The sequence below is a fragment of the Nonomuraea sp. NPDC003560 genome, assembly GCF_042878785.1.
Classification (GTDB): Bacteria; Actinomycetota; Actinomycetes; order Streptosporangiales; family Streptosporangiaceae; genus Nonomuraea.
In genome coordinates this window covers 750,217-766,382 of record NZ_JBIAOF010000002.1, presented here as the reverse complement: position 1 = coordinate 766,382, position 16,166 = coordinate 750,217, and the positions used below count along the sequence as shown (strand labels likewise).

The window sequence follows — 16,166 nt, the reverse complement described above, 5'->3', positions numbered from 1 at the left end:
AGGCCGGGCGGTTTTTCCGTTCTCCACCCGCTGACTGCCGGATCGACGGGCAGGCCCGAAAAGGTTGACCGGGTCAGGGCGTCCAGGAGGGCGAGCGGCCGAGGAGGGCGACCACGCGGTCGAGGGCCGTGGCGGCGCCGCCGGGCTCGACGCCGGGCAGGAACGCCTTCCCCGAACCGCGCGACTCCGGCGTGTCGGGCACCTGCGCGGCCAGCGGGAGAGCGGCCGCGGCGAGGTCGTCGTCGATGCCGGGCGGCACGCCGAGCGCCCTGGCGAAGTCCCAGGCGTGCACGACGCAGTCGATGAAGTGGAAGCCGATCGCCATGGCCGCCGGGAACGGGCCGCCGTCGCGGATCTCGGGCAGGAAGAAGCCCCGGTCGAGCACGCCGTCCACGGCGAAGGCGGCGACGACGGCCTGCGCGGAGGCGGCGTACTCGGCCACGTGGTCCTCGCCCGGGGGGCGCGGCTGCCAGCTCGCCAGCTCCGACCGTGCGCCCGAGGCCGCCAGGGCGAAGCCGTGGTTCTGCACGATCTGGTGTGCCAGCAGGTCGCGGACGGCCCATCCGGCGCAGGGCGTCGGCCGGTCGAGGTCGGCGGGCTTGATCGTGTTCACCAGGTCGACGGTGGCCCGCACCGACCGCCGGTTGAGCTCGATGATGTCTGCCAAGGCGATGTCCCGTCATCGTCGAAGAACCCACCCGGCCGGCCCCACAGGCCGCGGGTGGCCAACCTGTCGATGATGGCGGCACCCTCGCGGCGGTGCGAGTGGTTTTCACCCGTGCGGGCGCCGGAGCGATCAAGGAGCCGGAGCGTCGGCCGGGCGGGATTTCGCGGGCGGTTCGCCGGGAACAGTCCTCTGTGACGAGTTGCGACGGACGAGACGGGGGTGGCGGGGGATGCCGTTGAGCGTGACCGAGCGGGAGACGTTCCTGGCCGAGCCGCACATCGCCAGCCTGGCGGTGGAGACGGGCGCGGGGCGGTCGCCACTGGCCGTGCCCGTCTGGTACGACTACAGCCCCGGCGGCGAGATCAGGTTCCTGACCGACAGCGAGTCGCGCAAGGCGCGGCTGGTGGCGAAGGCGGGCCGGTTCACGATGCTGGTCCAGCGGGTCAGCCCGACCTACCGGTACGTGTCGGTCGAGGGCCCGGTGGTGCGCTCCGACCCCACGACGATCGAGGAGCTGACCCGCATCGCCGCCCGCTACCTGCCGCAGGAGGCGGTGTCGGGCTACGTGCACGGCTCGGACCTGCACGTCCTGGTGACGTTCCGGATGCGGCCCGAGCGGTGGCTGTCGGCGGACCTGGGCTCCTTGGGCTGAGCGGGCGCCCGGTATTTTTGGCTCGTGACTGCAATCGATCCCACCTCGACCGGCGCGTTCGGCGTCGGCCTCGCCACCATCGCCGACGACGGCACCGTTCTCGACACCTGGTTCCCGGCTCCCGAGCTGGGCGAGCCGCCCGCGACGGGCACCGAGCGGATCTCCGCCGAGGAGGCCGGCGAGCTGGCCGCGCTGACCGGCCGCGACGCGGCCCGGGGCGTCGAGGTGGTGGCGGTGCGCACGGGCGTCGCCAAGCTCTCCGAGCCCCCGGTCGACGCGCACGACGTCTACCTGCGCCTCCACCTGCTCTCCCACCGGCTGGTCCGGCCGCACGGCGTGAACCTGGACGGCCAGTTCGGCCTGCTGGCCAACGTGGTGTGGACCAACTTCGGGCCGTGCCCGGTGCCCGGCTTCGAGCGCACCCGGCTGCGCCTGCGGGCCAAGGGCGTGGTGACGGTGTACGGGGTGGACAAGTTCCCGCGGATGGTCGACTACGTGCTGCCGGAGGGCGTGCGGATCGCCGACGCCGACCGGGTGCGGCTGGGCGCCCACCTGGCGTCGGGCACGGTCGTCATGCACGAGGGCTTCGTGAACTTCAACGCCGGCACGGTGGGCACCTCGATGGTCGAGGGGCGCATCTCGGCGGGCGTGGTGGTCGGCGACGGCTCCGACGTCGGCGGCGGCGCCTCGATCATGGGGACGCTGTCGGGCGGCGGCAAGCAGGTCATCTCGATCGGCGAGCGCTGCCTGCTGGGCGCCAACGCGGGCATCGGCATCTCGCTGGGCGACGACTGCGTGGTGGAGGCGGGCCTGTATGTGACCGCGGGCACGCGGGTGACGCTGCCCGACGGCACGGTGGTCAAGGCGGCGGAGCTGTCGGGCTCCAACGGGATCCTGCTGCGCCGCAACTCGCAGTCGGGCGCGGTGGAGGCCCTGCCCCGCACGGGTTCGGGCATCACCCTGAACGCCGCCCTGCACGCCCACTGACCGTCAGGGCCCTCTCCGCCGGCCGTCGCCACGGAGGGGGCCCCACAGGACTTCCCGGCGCAGGCTCACCCGTCCGGGCGAGCCTGCGCGGAGTGTCAGCGGGTCAGTTCGCGTGCGAGACCGCGGAGCCGATGGTGTGCACCCGCAGCGCGTTGGTGCTGCCCGGCGTGCCGGGAGGCGAGCCGGCCACGATGACCACCTTGTCGCCCTTCTCCAGCCGCCCGAGCGACAGCAGCGACGCCTCCACCTGCCGCACCATGTCGTCGGTGTGGTGCACGAACGGCACGTGGAACGTCTCCACGCCCCACGTCAGCGACAGCTGACCGCGCACGTGCGGGGCCGAGGTGAAGGCCAGCAGCGGGATCGGCGAGCGGTAGCGGGCCAGGCGGCGGGCGGTCTCGCCGGACATGGTGAACGCGATCAGGGCCTTGGCGCCGACGATCGCGCCGACCTCGGCCGCGGCCCTGGCGATGGCCCCGCCGGTGGTCTCCGGCAGGCGCTCCAGGCTGTGGGTGGCGTGCAGGGACGACTTCTCGGCGGCGCAGGCGATGCGGTCCATCGTCGCGACCGACTCGATCGGGTAGCTGCCGACCGACGTCTCGCCCGACAGCATGACGGCGTCGGCGCCGTCCATGACGGCGTAGGCGACGTCGCTGGCCTCGGCGCGGGTGGGGCGCGGGGCGCTCATCATGGAGTCGAGCATCTGGGTGGCGACGATGACCGGGCGGGCCTTCTCGCGGCACAGCCCGATGATGCGCCGCTGCACGATCGGCACCTGCTCCAGCGGCAGCTCCACGCCGAGGTCGCCGCGGGCGACCATGATGCCGTCGAAGGCCTCGACGATCTCCGGCAGGCGGTCGACGGCCTGCGGCTTCTCGATCTTGGCGAGCAGCGGCAGGCGGACGGCCTCCTGCTCCATGATGTTGCGCACGACGTCGGCGTCGGAGGGACGGCGGACGAAGGACAGCGCGATCATGTCGAAGCCGGTGCGCAGCGCCCAGCGCAGGTCGGCCTCGTCCTTGTCGGTGAGCGCGGGCGCGCTGACGTTGACGCCCGGCAGGTTGAGGCCCTTGTTGTTGGAGATCATGCCGCCGATGACGACGCGGGTGATGACGCGGTCGCCGTCGACGCGGGTGGCCTCCAGGACCAGGCGACCGTCGTCGACCAGGATCTTGTCACCGGGACGCACGTCGCCGGGCAGGCCTTTGTAGGTGGTCGAGACCTGCTCGCGGTCTCCGGGCACGTCTTCGGTGGTGATGGTGAAGACGTCGCCGAAGCCGAGGCGCACCGGCCCTTCCTCGAAGGTGCCGACGCGGATCTTGGGGCCCTGCAGGTCGGCGAGCACGCCTACGCCGCGGCCGAGGTCGGCCGCCACCTCCCGGACCCGGTCGTAGACCTCTCTGTGCATGTCATGGTTGCCATGGCTGAGGTTGAACCGTGCCACGTCCATGCCCGCGGAGATCAGCTCGTGGAGGCGTTCTTTGGACGAAGTGGCTGGGCCTAGGGTGCAGACGATTTTCGCGCGACGAGTCACGAGTCCTACCTTAATTGGTACAGACCACTTGGCAGTCACTGACGACGGAGAACGTACCCGGCGTAGGAGAACAACACGAGAACGGCGAGTCCGAGCCGTACCAAGTTCGCGTACTGTTCAGGGTAGACGACACCTTCGAGGTAATGGTCGACGAAGCCGCTCGGCGGCAGGCCCGGCAGCCCTCCCCTGCGCCGCGCCCAGTCCTCGGCGACGGTCAGCGGGCAGTCCACGTGAGTGACGAGAGTCACCACGGCCCAGCCGACGGCCGCGAGGTGAAGGTAGATCGTCCGCCGCCACCGCCAGGCCAGGAACCCGCCCATGGCCACGTAGGCGAGGAAGGCGAAGTGCGTCACCATCACCGCGTCCGCGAGCAGGCGGTACATCATGGCTCTATGGTGGCCGCCTTCCAGGCGTTCACCACGCCGTGCCCGTAGAAGCCGTTCCTGGCCTGCTCGCCCTCGCACTGGTGGGTCTCGTTCTCGCCGTACACCTTGTAGACGTAGGCGCGCGGGGTCGGGCAGGCCACGGGCGTCGCGGTCCGGTAGAGCAGGTCCTCGACGGTGGCGGGGTCCATGGACAGGCCGCCGGGGCCGGGCTTGCCGAACCGGCTGATCAGGATGGCCGCGACGCCGGTGGCGTGCGGGGCGGCCATGGAGGTGCCGTCGAGGTACTGGTAGTAGGAGCAGGAGCCCTTGTGGCAGTCGCGCACGACGTCGGCGCCCTTGGGCTTGCCGGAGGCGTCGATCCGGCCGCCGGCCTTGAGCACGTGCTCGGGGGCGGCGGCCAGGATCGACCGGCTGGCCTGCGCGCCCTTGCCGTCCAGCGCGTCGCCGCCGGGGGCGGCCAGGTCGGTCTGCTCCAGGCCGTAGTCGCTGTAGACGGCCTTGCGTCCGGACGGCCCGACGGCGGAGATCGAGATCACGCCCTTGGACTCGGCCGGCACGTTGACGCACGAGTTGTCTATCTTGCGGGTCTTCTCGTCGCCGCGCGGGTAGCCGGGGCTCTGCTTGTCGGCCGCGGGGTGCCCGAGGTCGGTGGAGCCGTTGCCGAGGGCCGAGACGAGCGTGACGCCCCTGCCGCGGGCGTAGTCGAGGGCGCGCTGCATGCCGACGACGACGGCCCGCTGTTCGAGCTGCTCCTTCTTGGTGTCGGCCGGGTTGGCGGCGCAGTTGAACAGCCAGGGGTCGACGTAGTAGCTCATGTTGACGACGTCCACGCCGATGTCGGCGGCGTAGGTGAGGGCGTCCAGGCTGGGCTTGAGGAAGAAGAAGCCGGAGTCCTGGCCGGCCCTGATGCTGACGATCCGCACGTCCGGGGCGACGCCGGCGATGCCGATGCCGTTGATCGGGGAGGCGATGGTGCTGGCGACGTGGGTGCCGTGGCCGTCGTCGTCCTCGTCCACGGGGTCCTTGCAGGAGGGGACCTCGCAGGGGCCGTCCAGGGTCTCGCCGCGCTCGTCCTTGGGCTTGTCGGTGACGAAGTTGCGGCTCAGCTCGCGGTCGAAGTTGGGCGCGATGTCGGGGTGCCTGCCGTCGACGCCGGTGTCGATGACGCCGACCAGCACCTTCTTGTCGCCGGGGGCCTTGGCGTTGGCCCGGTCGGCGCCGATCATCTTCATGTCCCACTGCAGGTGGGCCAGGGGCTCCTGGGCCAGGCCCTTCCCGGCCATGGATCCGGCGTCGGGGAAGCCCCTGCCCGCGGGGCGGGCGGCGCGGGAGGAGGTGGCGCCGATGACGCGGCGGTCGGGCGAGACGCCGACGACGGCCGGGTCGGCGCCGACGCTCTCGGCGAAGCCGTCGCCGCCGCCCTGGGTGAGCACGTAGCCGAGCTTGCCGTCCTCCTCGACGACCGTGCCGCCGGCGCGCTTGACGGCCGCCAGGGCCTGGCCCTGCTTGCCGTCGGCGTAGAAGACCAGGTTCTGGTTCTGGCCGGTGCGGGACGTCGCGCCGGGCTTCGTGGGCTGAGCGGAGCTGGTGGGGCCGTCCTGCGCGGGCTCCTCGGGGGTGGCCCGGTCGCCCGCGGCGGCCGAGCACGCGGTCAGCGCGGCGGCGACGGCCAGCGCCGTCAGGCCAGAGGCGACTCGCCGCATTGCTCCCCCATCCACCGACTGTCGCAGAATCTGCATCTTCCCGACACTCAACGGCTGATGCAACTTAGGTGTGAAATTTCGGCAGATGGGGGGTGACGCGGGCTCTGGGGTGGTTTCGTGTGGAGCCCGCGTCTTACGGGGTCAGGCGTCGCGGTGCAGGCGCACGTTCGGCAGGCAGGCCAGCAGCACGACGCCGACCAGCATGACCGGCGTGATCCACGCGAAGACCCCGGCGACCGCCTCGGCGAACGCCGGCCGTACGGACTCGGGCACCGCACCCGCGACCCCCGAGGCCAGGGCCGCCTGCCCCAGCCTGCCGCTGAAGACGCCCCCGAGCACGGCCACCCCCACGGCGCCGCCCACGTTCCTGGCGAAGGACACCACCGACGTGGCCGCGCCCCGGTCGGCGGCGGGCGCGCTGACCTGGACGGCCAGCATCAGGTTCTGCAGCACCATGCCGAGCCCGACCCCGAACAGCACCATGTACAGCCCGGACGTGACCGCCCCGGTCCCCAGCCCCATGGTCGAGAACAGGAACGCGGCCACCGTCGCCAGCGCCGCCCCGGTCACCACGACCCACTTGTACGTCCCCAGCCGGGTCACCAGCCGCCCCGCGACGGCCGAGGCGGCGATCATGCCCGCCATCAGGGGAAGCAGCAGCAGCCCCGAGTTCGACGCGCTGGCCCCGGCGGCCAGTTGCAGGTAGAGCGGCAGGAAGGTGGCCGCCCCCACCATCCCGGTGGCCATCAGCACGATGGTCGCCGTGGCGATCGTGAGCGTGCGGTCGCGGAACAGCCCGAGCGGCAGCACCGGCTCCTTCGCCCTCCGCTCCACCAGCACGAACAGCCCCGCCAGCACGACCGCCCCCACGCCCAGCCCGACGACGACCGGCGAGGTCCACGCGTACGTCGTCCCGCCCCACGAGGCGAACAGCGTCAGGCAGGTCAGCACCCCGGAGATCAGCGCGGCCCCCGGCCAGTCGATCCGGTGCGGCGAGGTTCGCCGCGGCAGCCGGAGCACGGCGAACGCGACCGCCAGCGCGACCGCCCCGAGCGGCAGGTTGATGTAGAAGATCCAGCGCCAGGAGACGTGCTCGGTGAGGTAGCCGCCGATGACCGGCCCGAGGACGGCGGCCACGCCGATCACCGCCCCGAACAGGCCCTGGAACTTGGCGCGCTCGCGCGGGGTGGCGATGTCGGCCGAGATCGCCAGGGTCAGCACCATCAGGCCGCCGGCGCCGATGCCCTGGAAGGCGCGGAAGGCGATGAGCTGGGCCATCGTCTGGGCGAGCCCGCACAGGGCCGAGCCGGCGAGGAACAGGGCGATGGCCGACAGGTACAGGCGGCGGCGGCCGTACATGTCGCTGAGCTTGCCGTAGAGGGGCGCGACGATGCCGGAGGTCAGGGAGAAGGCCGTGACCAGCCACGACACGTTCTCCAGGCCGTTCAGCTCACCCACGATGGTGGGGGTGGCCGTGGCCACCACCGTCTGGTCGACGGCGGCCAGGAACAGGCACAGCAGGAGCGAGCCCATGCTGAGCAGGAGGCCGCGCCGCGGTGGGGCCTCCTGGGCGATTGTCGATACCATTCAGTTGTCTCCTTGCTTCTTTCGCGAGGGCAGGAGGAATCCGCGGCGGTCGGGGGTGCCACCCCGATCGCCGCTTTCTTTCCGGAGGTGTCAGAGTCCGCGTTCGAGCAGCGCGAACGCCTCGTCGAGCAGTTCTTCGACCGGCTCGTCCGTGGCCGCCGACTCCTGGATGGCCGAGATCATCGCGCCGAACGTCGTGATGAGCAGCATCCGGGCGTGGATGCCGCCGGTCACTCCGGGCCTGGCCCGCACGGCGCCGAGGACCGTCTCCATGATCTGGGTCTGGTCGGCGGCGCGCGCCCTGGCGGCCAGTTCGGGGTAACGGTTGTTGAGCTCCATGAACGGCTGCATGGTGTCCCAGACCGGGCGCACGCGCACGGCGAGCTCCCGGGCCACCGTCTTGAGCGACAGGAAGGCGGGCTCGTCGGCCGGCCGGTCGGCGAGCAGGGCGACGATGTCGTCCGGCCGCCAGATCGGCTCCATGACGAGCGCCTCCTCCTTGGAGGCGAAGTAGTTGAAGAACGTGCGGGGCGAGATGTCGGCCGCCGCGCTGACGGCCTCGACGGTCACGGCGTCGAGACCCTCGTCGAGCGCCAGCCGCACCGCGGCCAGCCGGATGGCCTGCCGCTTCTCGGCCCTGCGGCGCTCACGGCGCTGTTCCGGACTCTCCATGCGTTGCACTCTACGCAGAACTTGCACATCCTGCAAGACTTGCAGATCGTGCAAATGACGAAGGGCCCCGGAGCCGTCCGGCTCCGGGGCCCTTCGCGCAGGTCAGACCAGCGGACGCGCCGTCGGCAGGATCGGGTACGGCAGCGCCGTCTCCCCGCTCAGGTACCGGTCGACGCCCGAGGCGGCCGAACGGCCCTCGGCGATGGCCCACACGATGAGCGACTGCCCGCGGCCCATGTCACCGGCCACGAACACGCCGTCCACCTTCGACATGTACGTCTTGTCCCGGGCGACGTTGCCGCGGGCGTCGTAGAAGCCTTCACCCGCGACCTCGGCCAGGTCCTCCAGCAGGGCGCCCTTCTCCGGCCCGAGGAAGCCCATGGACAGGGTGATCAGCTCGGCCGGGATCTCCCGCTCGGTGCCGGGGATCGGCTTGAAGCCGTTCTGCGGCCCCTCGACCTCGACCAGGCGCAGCGCCCTGACGTTGCCCTCCTCGTCGCCGACGAACTCGGTGGTGGAGACCGCGTAGACGCGCTCCCCGCCGCCGTCGGCCAGCTCCTCGTGCGCGCTCTCCATCTTGAACAGGATGGGGAACGTCGGCCACGGCTGGCTGCCGGGCCGGGACGCGGGCGGCTGCGGCATGATCTCCAGCTGGGTCACCGACGCGGCGCCCTGCCGGATCGCGGTGCCGATGCAGTCGGCCCCGGTGTCGCCGCCGCCGATCACCACGACGTGCTTGCCCTCGGCCGAGACCGGCGGGACCGCGTAGTCGCCCTCCTGGACCTTGTTGGCCAGCGGCAGGTACTCCATCGCCTGGTAGACGCCCTTGAGCTCGCGCCCGGCGACCGGCAGGTCACGCCACTGGGTGGCGCCGCCCGACAGCACCACCGCGTCGAACTGCTCGCGCAGCTCGGCCGCGGTGACGTCGACGCCGACGTCGACGCCGGTGCGGAACCTGGTGCCCTCGGCCCGCATCTGCTCCAGGCGCCGCTCGATGTGGCGCTTCTCCATCTTGAACTCGGGGATGCCGTACCGCAGCAGGCCGCCGAGGCGGTCGGCGCGTTCGAACACCACCACGTCGTGCCCGGCCCTGGTGAGCTGCTGGGCGGCGGCCAGGCCCGCGGGGCCCGAGCCGACGACGGCCACCTTCTTGCCGGTGCGCACCCGCGGCGGCTGCGGGGTCACCCAGCCCTCGGCGAACGCGCGGTCGATGATCTCGACCTCGACCCGCTTGATCGCCACCGGGTCGGAGTTGATGCCGAGCACGCACGCCGCCTCGCACGGAGCCGGGCAGAGCCTGCCGGTGAACTCCGGGAAGTTGTTCGTGGCGTGCAGCCGCTCGATCGCCTCGCGCCAGTCGGTGCGGTACACGAGGTCGTTCCACTCGGGGATGAGGTTCCCGAGCGGGCAGCCGTTGTGGCAGAACGGGATGCCGCAGTCCATGCAGCGGGCCGCCTGCCTGGTCAGCTTCTCCTGCGGGAAGTCCTGGTAGACCTCCCGCCAGTCGCTGATGCGGACGTCGACCGGGCGGCGCGCCGGCAGCTCCCGCTCGTGCGTGAGAAAACCCTTGGGGTCAGCCATCGAGTACGCCTCCCTAGCCTTGAACCGCAGCCGCCATGACGGCCTCGTCGATGTCCCTGCCTTCGGCGCGGGCGGCCTCGGCGGCCGCCAGCACCCTCTTGTAGTCGGTCGGCATGATCTTGCCGAACCGGGCGAGCGCGGCGTCCCAGTCGGCCAGCAGCTGCTTGGCCACCGGGGACGCGGTCTCGGCGAAGTGCTTCTCGACCGTCTCCTTCAGGAACTCCGCGTCCTGCTCGGTCAGCGTCTCGATGGCGACCATCTCCCGGTTGACCCGCTCGGGCCGCAGGTCGAGCAGGTACGCCACGCCGCCGGACATGCCGGCCGCGAAGTTGCGCCCGGTCGCCCCGAGCACGACCACCCGGCCGCCGGTCATGTACTCGCACCCGTGGTCGCCCACGCCCTCGACGACCGCCGTGGCCCCGGAGTTGCGGACGCAGAACCGCTCGCCGACCACCCCGCGGACGAACACCTCGCCGGACGTGGCGCCGTACAGGGCGACGTTGCCGGCGATGATGTGCCCGTCGAGCGGCGCCTCCTCGTGCGGCCGGACGGTGATCCGCCCGCCCGACAGGCCCTTGCCGAGGTAGTCGTTGGCGTCGCCGGTCAGCCGCAGCGTGATCCCGCGGGGCACGAACGCGCCGAAGGAGTTGCCCGCCGAGCCGGTGAAGGCGATGTCGATGGTGTTCTCGGGCAGGCCCTGGCCGCCGTACCGCTTGGTCACCTGGTAGCCGAGCATGGTGCCGACCGTGCGGTTGACGTTGCGGATGGGCAGTTCCATCGTGACCGGGGTGCCGTCGTCGAGCGCGCCCTCGGCGAGCTGGATCAGGGTGTTGTCCAGGGCGTGCTCCAGGCCGTGGTCCTGCTCGACGGTGCGCCGCTTGGGCGTGCCGGCGGGCAGGTCGGGCTGGTGCAGGATCGGCGACAGGTCGAGCCCGCCGGCCTTCCAGTGGTTCTCGGCGGCCGTGGTGTCGAGCATCTCGACGTGCCCGATCGCCTCGTCGAGCGAGCGGAAGCCCAGCTCGGCCAGGTACTCGCGGATCTCCTCGGCGATGAACTCGAAGAAGTTGACCACGAACTCGGGCTTGCCGCTGAAGCGCTTGCGCAGCTCGGGGTTCTGCGTGGCCACGCCCACCGGGCAGGTGTCGAGGTGGCAGACCCGCATCATCACGCAGCCGGAGACGACCAGCGGGGCGGTGGCGAAGCCGTACTCCTCGGCGCCCAGCAGGGCGGCGATGACGACGTCGCGGCCGGTCTTGAGCTGGCCGTCCACCTGCACGACGATGCGGTCGCGCAGGTCGTTCAGCAGCAGCGTCTGCTGGGTCTCGGCCAGGCCGAGCTCCCAGGGCGCGCCCGCGTGCTTGAGCGAGGTCAGCGGCGAGGCGCCGGTGCCGCCGTCGTGGCCGGAGATGAGCACCACGTCGGCGTGCGCCTTGGACACCCCCGCCGCGACCGTGCCGACGCCGACCTCGGCGACCAGCTTCACGTGGACCCTGGCCTCCGGGTTGGAGTTCTTCAGGTCGTGGATGAGCTGGGCCAGGTCCTCGATCGAGTAGATGTCGTGGTGCGGCGGCGGCGAGATGAGGCCGACGCCGGGCGTGGAGTGGCGGGTCTTGGCGATCCACGGGTAGACCTTGTGGCCGGGCAGCTGGCCGCCCTCGCCGGGCTTGGCCCCCTGGGCCATCTTGATCTGCAGGTCGGCCGCGTTGACCAGGTATTCGCTGGTGACGCCGAACCGGCCGGAGGCGACCTGCTTGATCGCCGACCTGCGGGTGGCGTCGTACAGGCGCTCGGGGTCCTCGCCGCCCTCGCCGGTGTTGGACTTGCCGCCGAGCCGGTTCATCGCGATGGCGAGCGTCTCGTGCGCCTCCATCGAGATCGAGCCGTACGACATCGCGCCCGTCGAGAAGCGCTTGACGATGCTCTCGACCGGCTCGACCTCGTCGATCGGGATCGACTGTCCCTTGCGCAGCTTGAACAGGCCGCGCAGGGTCATCAGCCGCTCGGCCTGGGAGTCCACGAGGCTCGTGTACTCCTTGAAGATCTCGTAGCGGCGGGTGCGGGTGGCGTGCTGCAGCTTGAAGACGGTCTCGGGGTTGAACAGGTGCGGCTCGCCCTCGCGCCGCCACTGGTACTCGCCGCCGACCTGGAGCCTGCGGTGGGCGTTCTCCGCCCGCGGGTAGGCGTGGCGGTGGCGCTGGGCGGTCTCCTCGGCCAGCACGTCGAAGCCGACGCCGCCCAGGCGGGACGTCGTGCCGGTGAAGCAGGCGTCGATGACCTCCTGGCTCAGGCCGAGCGCCTCGAAGATCTGCGCGCCGGTGTAGGAGGCCACCGTGGACACGCCCATCTTGGACATGACCTTGATGACGCCCTTGCCGTACGCCTTGATCAGGTTGCGCACCGCCTTGTGCTTGCCGATCTGCAGCACACCGGTGTCGACCAGGTCCTCGACGGTCTCGATCGCCAGGTACGGGTTGACCGCGCCGGCGCCGTAGCCGATGAGCAGCGCCATGTGGTGGCACTCGCGGGCCTCGCCGGTCTCGATGACGAGACCGATCTTGGTCCGGGTCTTCTCCTGGATCAGGTGGTGGTGCACCGCGCCGGTGAGCAGCAACGACGGGATCGGGGCGAGCGTGTCGGAGGAGCCGCGGTCGGACAGCACGATGATGCGCGCGCCGTTGGCGATGGCCCTGGACGCCTCGGCCCTGATCTCCTCAAGGCGGCCGAGCAGCGCCTGGCCGCCGCCGGCGACCTCGTACAGGCCGCTGATGACGTGCGGGTGGAAGCCCGGCAGGTCGTGCTCGTCGTTGATGTGGATGATCTTGGCGAGCTCGTCGTTGTCGATCACCGGGTACGGCAGCACGAGCTGGCGGCAGGAGGTGGGGCCCGGGTCGAGCAGGTTGCCCTCGGGGCCGAGCACGCTGGCCAGCGAGGTGACCAGCTCCTCGCGGATGGCGTCCAGGGGCGGGTTGGTGACCTGGGCGAACAGCTGCGTGAAGTAGTCGAACAGCAGCCGCGGCTTCTCGCTCAGCACCGCGACCGGCGTGTCGGTGCCCATCGAGCCGATCGGCTCGGCACCGGACCTGGCCATCGGCGACAGGATGATCCGCAGCTCTTCCTCGGTGTAGCCGAAGGTCTGCTGCCGCTTGACCAGCGCCTCGTGCGTGGGGATCTCCCGCTGCCGCGCGGGCAGCTCCTCGAACCTGACCAGCCCGGCGTGCAGCCACTCCTCGTACGGGTGCGCGGCGGCCAGCTCGGCCTTGATCTCGTCGTCCTCGATGATCTTGCCGCGGGCGGTGTCGATGAGGAACATGCGGCCCGGCTGCAGGCGGCCCTTGCGGACGACGTCCTCGGGCTTGAAGTCCAGCACGCCGGCCTCCGAGGCCAGCACGACCAGCCCGTCGGCGGTCACCCAGAACCGCCCGGGACGCAGCCCGTTGCGGTCCAGCACGGCCCCGGCCAGGGTGCCGTCGGTGAACGTGATCGAGGCCGGCCCGTCCCACGCCTCCATCAGGGAGGAGTGGAACTCGTAGAAGGCGCGGCGCGCCGGATCCATCTCGGTGTGGTTCTCCCACGCCTCGGGGATCATCATCAGCACCGCGTGCGGCAGGCTCCGGCCGCCGATGTGCAGCAGCTCCAGGGCCTCGTCGAAGCTGGCGGTGTCGCTGCCGTCGGGGTCGCAGATCGGGAAGAGCCGCGAGATGTCGCCCGGGATGTGGGCCGATGCCAGCATCGCCTCGCGGGCCCGCATCCAGTTGCGGTTGCCCTTGACCGTGTTGATCTCGCCGTTGTGCGCCACGTACCGGTAGGGGTGGGCCAGCGGCCAGCTCGGGAAGGTGTTGGTGGAGAAGCGCGAGTGCACCAGCGCGATCGCGCTCTCGTAACGCTCGTCGCTCAGGTCGGGGAAGAACGGCTCCACCTGGTCGGGCGTGAGCATCCCCTTGTAGACCACCGTGCGGGCCGACAGCGAGGGGAAGTAGACGTCCGCCTCGTGCTCGGACCGCTTGCGCAGGCAGAAGGCCAGCCGGTCGAGGTCGAGGCCCTGCTCGCCGCCGGGGCTCGACACGAAGAGCTGGGCGAAGTGCGGCATGACGGCGCGGGCGCTCGGGCCCGGCAGGGCGCGGTCGACGGGGACGTCCCGCCAGCCCAGCACCGTGAGGCCCTCCTCGGCCGCGATCTCCTCGATCAGTCCGACGGCGACGGCCCTGGCCTGCTCGTCGGCCGGCAGGAAGGCGATGCCGGTCGCGTACGCGCCGGCCTCGGGCAGCGCGAACGGCACGCTCGCGCGGTAGAACCCATCGGGGATCTGCGTCAGGATCCCGGCTCCGTCGCCGGTGTCCGGCTCGCTACCCTTGGCTCCCCTGTGGTCGAGATTGCACAGCGCCGTCAACGCCTTGACCACGATCGAGTGCCCACGGCGTCCGGCGACGTCGGCGACCATGGCGACACCGCAGGCATCATGCTCGTTGGCGGGGTGGTAGAGGCCCTGAGGCTCGGGGAATCCGAGGTGGGCAGCAGGCATTGAATCCCTCCCGTCGTCTTCGTCTGTCAAGAACTGCTCTACAGGCGGGGACGACGTTGGCCCTGCTGCATATCGTGGGTAGAGATTACCGCACGATGCCGGAATGGTGCCCGCCACGTCCGCATTGCGAACATTGCGCACGGTTCCAGCATCCGAACTCCCCATCCCAAACCCCGGACCCGGCCATCAGAATTCCCAGGTCATGCCCCTGTTGTCCCATGGCCCTCAGCAGCCCCGGAAGCTCCTTGCGGAGAGCCCGGCCCTCCCGGCGGGCGGCCGGAGCCGGGCCCGCCCCTCGATAGGGTTGGCGCATGGATCGTGACGGCGTGGAGCGCCTGCTCGCCGAGGCGGGCGTCGACGGCAGGCGGCTGCGGCACGCCCTCACCCTCCTGTGCGACGGCAAGTGGTGGTCCCTGGCCGGCCTGGTGAGGGAGACCGCCACCTCCAGGCGGACCGTCGAGGCCCTGCTGCGCGAGGTGCGCCTGGAGCGCTCGGGCGAGACGTTCCGGGTGCCGCCCGGCGACACGCCCGCCTACCAGGACCTGCTGGCCATGGCGCCGCCGCCCGAAGACCCGGTGGCCCACCTGCTCCCCCACTACCCCGGCGTGCTCGAACGCCTGACCGCGCTGGTCGCGGGCGCGCCGCGGGCCCGTCATGTGCTCGACCACGTCTCGGCGACCCCCGAGACGGCCCTGCGGCGCGCGCTGCTGCTCGGGGCGCGGTTCTGGCTGCCCGGGGCGCGGCTGCTGTGCGTCGGCGACCACGACCTGACCTCGCTGGCCGTCAAGCTGGTCCATCCCGAGACCGACGTCACGGTGGTCGACGTCGACGAGCGCATCCTGGCCTACATCGACGAGCAGGGGCTCGGGGTCCGCACGCGCTGGGCCGACCTGCGGCTCGGGCTGCCGGCCTCGGCGCGGGAGCACGACCTGGCGTTCACCGACCCGCCGTACACGCCGGAGGGGATCGGGCTGTTCGCGGCGCGCGCCGTGGAGGGGCTGAAGGACGACGGGCGGGTGCTGGTGGCGTACGGGGCCAGCGAGCGTACGCCGATGCTGGCCTTCAAGGTCCAGCAGGCGTTGTCGGAGCTCAACCTCGCCTACGAGGCGATCTATCCGGATTTCAATCGCTATTTCGGGGCGGAGGCGATCGGCTCGGCGGCCGACCTCTACCTGCTGCGTCCCACGACCAAGACCCGCCCGGCGGTCAACGCCCGGCTGGGCCGTCAGGCCACGGCCATCTACACCCAGGGCCCCCAGTCGGTCGAGTCGGCCCCGGCGGCGGCCCCGGCGTCCGATCTGGCCGGGTTCGAGGCTGACCTGCTGGTGGGCGAGTGGCCCAAGGAGCTGCCCCAGCCCCGGGTGCGGCTGGCGACCTGGCTGGCCAAGCCGTACGCGGCGGCCGTCGAGCGGGTGGCCGTCGCGCTGCCGCCGGGGCTGGAGGCGGCGCTTCCCCGCGTGCTGCTCGCCACCCGCGCCGGGCACGTGCGCGTGTGGGGGGCCGACCTGCCGCCGCTGCCCGAGGCGCTGTCCGGCGTCTACGAGTTCCGCCGGACGGGCGGGGCGCTCGACGCCGTACGCCGCCCGCAACCCGCCGGATCGGCCGACGCGGTGCTGCGCAGGATCCTCGACAACGGCCACGCCAAACTCGCCAACACCTGGCGGGAGGCCCTCATCGCGGTGGCCCGCGACCAGGGCACGGCGCTCACCAAGAACGAGGCCCGCACCCTCATCCGCCAGACGGCTCCCTGGTCCGACGACCTGACCCCGCTGGAAGCCCCCCTCCACCGCCTGGCCGATCTCCCCGCCGCCGTCGCCACCACCGTCACCGCCCTCACCACCACAACCCCCTGACCCCGCAGCGGCAGGCGGCCGGATG

At 71.7% G+C, this 16,166-nt stretch carries 11 protein-coding genes; 3 read left to right on the top strand and 8 right to left on the bottom strand.

The genetic code is table 11. From position 1 onward, the window contains the following. Window positions 1-73 precede the first annotated feature (73 nt). Entirely contained in the window at window positions 74-667 is a 594-nt protein-coding gene (locus ACFYUV_RS08905; RefSeq protein ID WP_387666573.1) for a TIGR03086 family metal-binding protein, read from the bottom strand. A gap of 229 nt (window positions 668-896) precedes the next feature. Here ACFYUV_RS08905 and ACFYUV_RS08900 point away from each other — a divergent pair, with 229 nt between their 5' ends. Together ACFYUV_RS08900 and dapD are read left to right on the top strand one after the other, a co-directional pair. Then, window positions 897-1,319 (top strand): pyridoxamine 5'-phosphate oxidase family protein, encoded by a 423-nt coding sequence (locus tag ACFYUV_RS08900; RefSeq protein WP_357968201.1) that lies wholly within the window; start codon window positions 897-899, stop codon window positions 1,317-1,319. Window positions 1,320-1,343: 24 nt separating this feature from the next. Then, window positions 1,344-2,306, top strand: a complete 963-nt coding sequence (gene dapD / locus ACFYUV_RS08895; RefSeq protein WP_358293842.1) for a 2,3,4,5-tetrahydropyridine-2,6-dicarboxylate N-succinyltransferase — start codon at window positions 1,344-1,346, stop codon at window positions 2,304-2,306. Between the two features lie 103 nt (window positions 2,307-2,409). On the opposite strand, the gene pyk is transcribed toward dapD, so the two are convergent. The 7 genes from pyk to gltB form a co-directional block, all read right to left on the bottom strand. Then, window positions 2,410-3,840 carry a pyruvate kinase gene (pyk, locus tag ACFYUV_RS08890; RefSeq protein ID WP_352327603.1) on the bottom strand — a complete coding sequence of 477 codons (1,431 nt, stop codon included), beginning with the start codon at window positions 3,838-3,840 and terminating at the stop codon, window positions 2,410-2,412. Window positions 3,841-3,875: 35 nt separating this feature from the next. Then, window positions 3,876-4,226 (bottom strand): DUF2784 domain-containing protein, encoded by a 351-nt coding sequence (locus ACFYUV_RS08885; RefSeq protein ID WP_387666570.1) that lies wholly within the window; start codon window positions 4,224-4,226, stop codon window positions 3,876-3,878. Continuing rightward, window positions 4,223-5,929, bottom strand: coding sequence for a S8 family serine peptidase (locus tag ACFYUV_RS08880; protein ID WP_387666568.1), 1,707 nt, complete (start codon window positions 5,927-5,929; stop codon window positions 4,223-4,225). Before ACFYUV_RS08880 ends, ACFYUV_RS08885 begins: the two co-directional genes overlap by 4 nt. Before the next feature lie 141 nt (window positions 5,930-6,070). Then, a complete protein-coding gene (locus ACFYUV_RS08875) occupies window positions 6,071-7,516 on the bottom strand; it encodes an MDR family MFS transporter (RefSeq protein WP_387666566.1) in 1,446 nt (481 codons plus the stop codon). A gap of 90 nt (window positions 7,517-7,606) precedes the next feature. Further along, window positions 7,607-8,188 carry a TetR/AcrR family transcriptional regulator gene (locus ACFYUV_RS08870; protein WP_387666563.1) on the bottom strand — a complete coding sequence of 194 codons (582 nt, stop codon included), beginning with the start codon at window positions 8,186-8,188 and terminating at the stop codon, window positions 7,607-7,609. Window positions 8,189-8,290: 102 nt separating this feature from the next. Further along, entirely contained in the window at window positions 8,291-9,769 is a 1,479-nt protein-coding gene (locus ACFYUV_RS08865) for a glutamate synthase subunit beta (RefSeq protein WP_387666560.1), read from the bottom strand. A gap of 13 nt (window positions 9,770-9,782) precedes the next feature. Next, complete coding sequence (gene gltB / locus ACFYUV_RS08860) at window positions 9,783-14,288, bottom strand: glutamate synthase large subunit (protein ID WP_387666558.1); 4,506 nt, start codon at window positions 14,286-14,288, stop codon at window positions 9,783-9,785. Window positions 14,289-14,599: 311 nt separating this feature from the next. On the opposite strand from gltB, the gene ACFYUV_RS08855 reads away from it, so the two are divergent. Further along, window positions 14,600-16,141 (top strand): bis-aminopropyl spermidine synthase family protein, encoded by a 1,542-nt coding sequence (locus tag ACFYUV_RS08855; protein ID WP_387666555.1) that lies wholly within the window; start codon window positions 14,600-14,602, stop codon window positions 16,139-16,141. The last annotated feature ends 25 nt before the right edge of the window (window positions 16,142-16,166 follow it).

What these genes read in the sequence shown, in the direction of transcription:
- gltB (WP_387666558.1), bottom strand. Translation starts at nt 14,288, where the DNA reads ATGCCTGCTGCCCACCTCGGATTCCCCGAGCCTCAGGGCCTCTACCAC.
- ACFYUV_RS08900 (WP_357968201.1), top strand. Translation starts at nt 897, where the DNA reads ATGCCGTTGAGCGTGACCGAGCGGGAGACGTTCCTGGCCGAGCCGCAC.
- ACFYUV_RS08885 (WP_387666570.1), bottom strand. Translation starts at nt 4,226, where the DNA reads ATGATGTACCGCCTGCTCGCGGACGCGGTGATGGTGACGCACTTCGCC.
- ACFYUV_RS08880 (WP_387666568.1), bottom strand. Translation starts at nt 5,929, where the DNA reads ATGCGGCGAGTCGCCTCTGGCCTGACGGCGCTGGCCGTCGCCGCCGCG.
- ACFYUV_RS08875 (WP_387666566.1), bottom strand. Translation starts at nt 7,516, where the DNA reads ATGGTATCGACAATCGCCCAGGAGGCCCCACCGCGGCGCGGCCTCCTG.
- ACFYUV_RS08870 (WP_387666563.1), bottom strand. Translation starts at nt 8,188, where the DNA reads ATGGAGAGTCCGGAACAGCGCCGTGAGCGCCGCAGGGCCGAGAAGCGG.
- ACFYUV_RS08855 (WP_387666555.1), top strand. Translation starts at nt 14,600, where the DNA reads ATGGATCGTGACGGCGTGGAGCGCCTGCTCGCCGAGGCGGGCGTCGAC.
- ACFYUV_RS08865 (WP_387666560.1), bottom strand. Translation starts at nt 9,769, where the DNA reads ATGGCTGACCCCAAGGGTTTTCTCACGCACGAGCGGGAGCTGCCGGCG.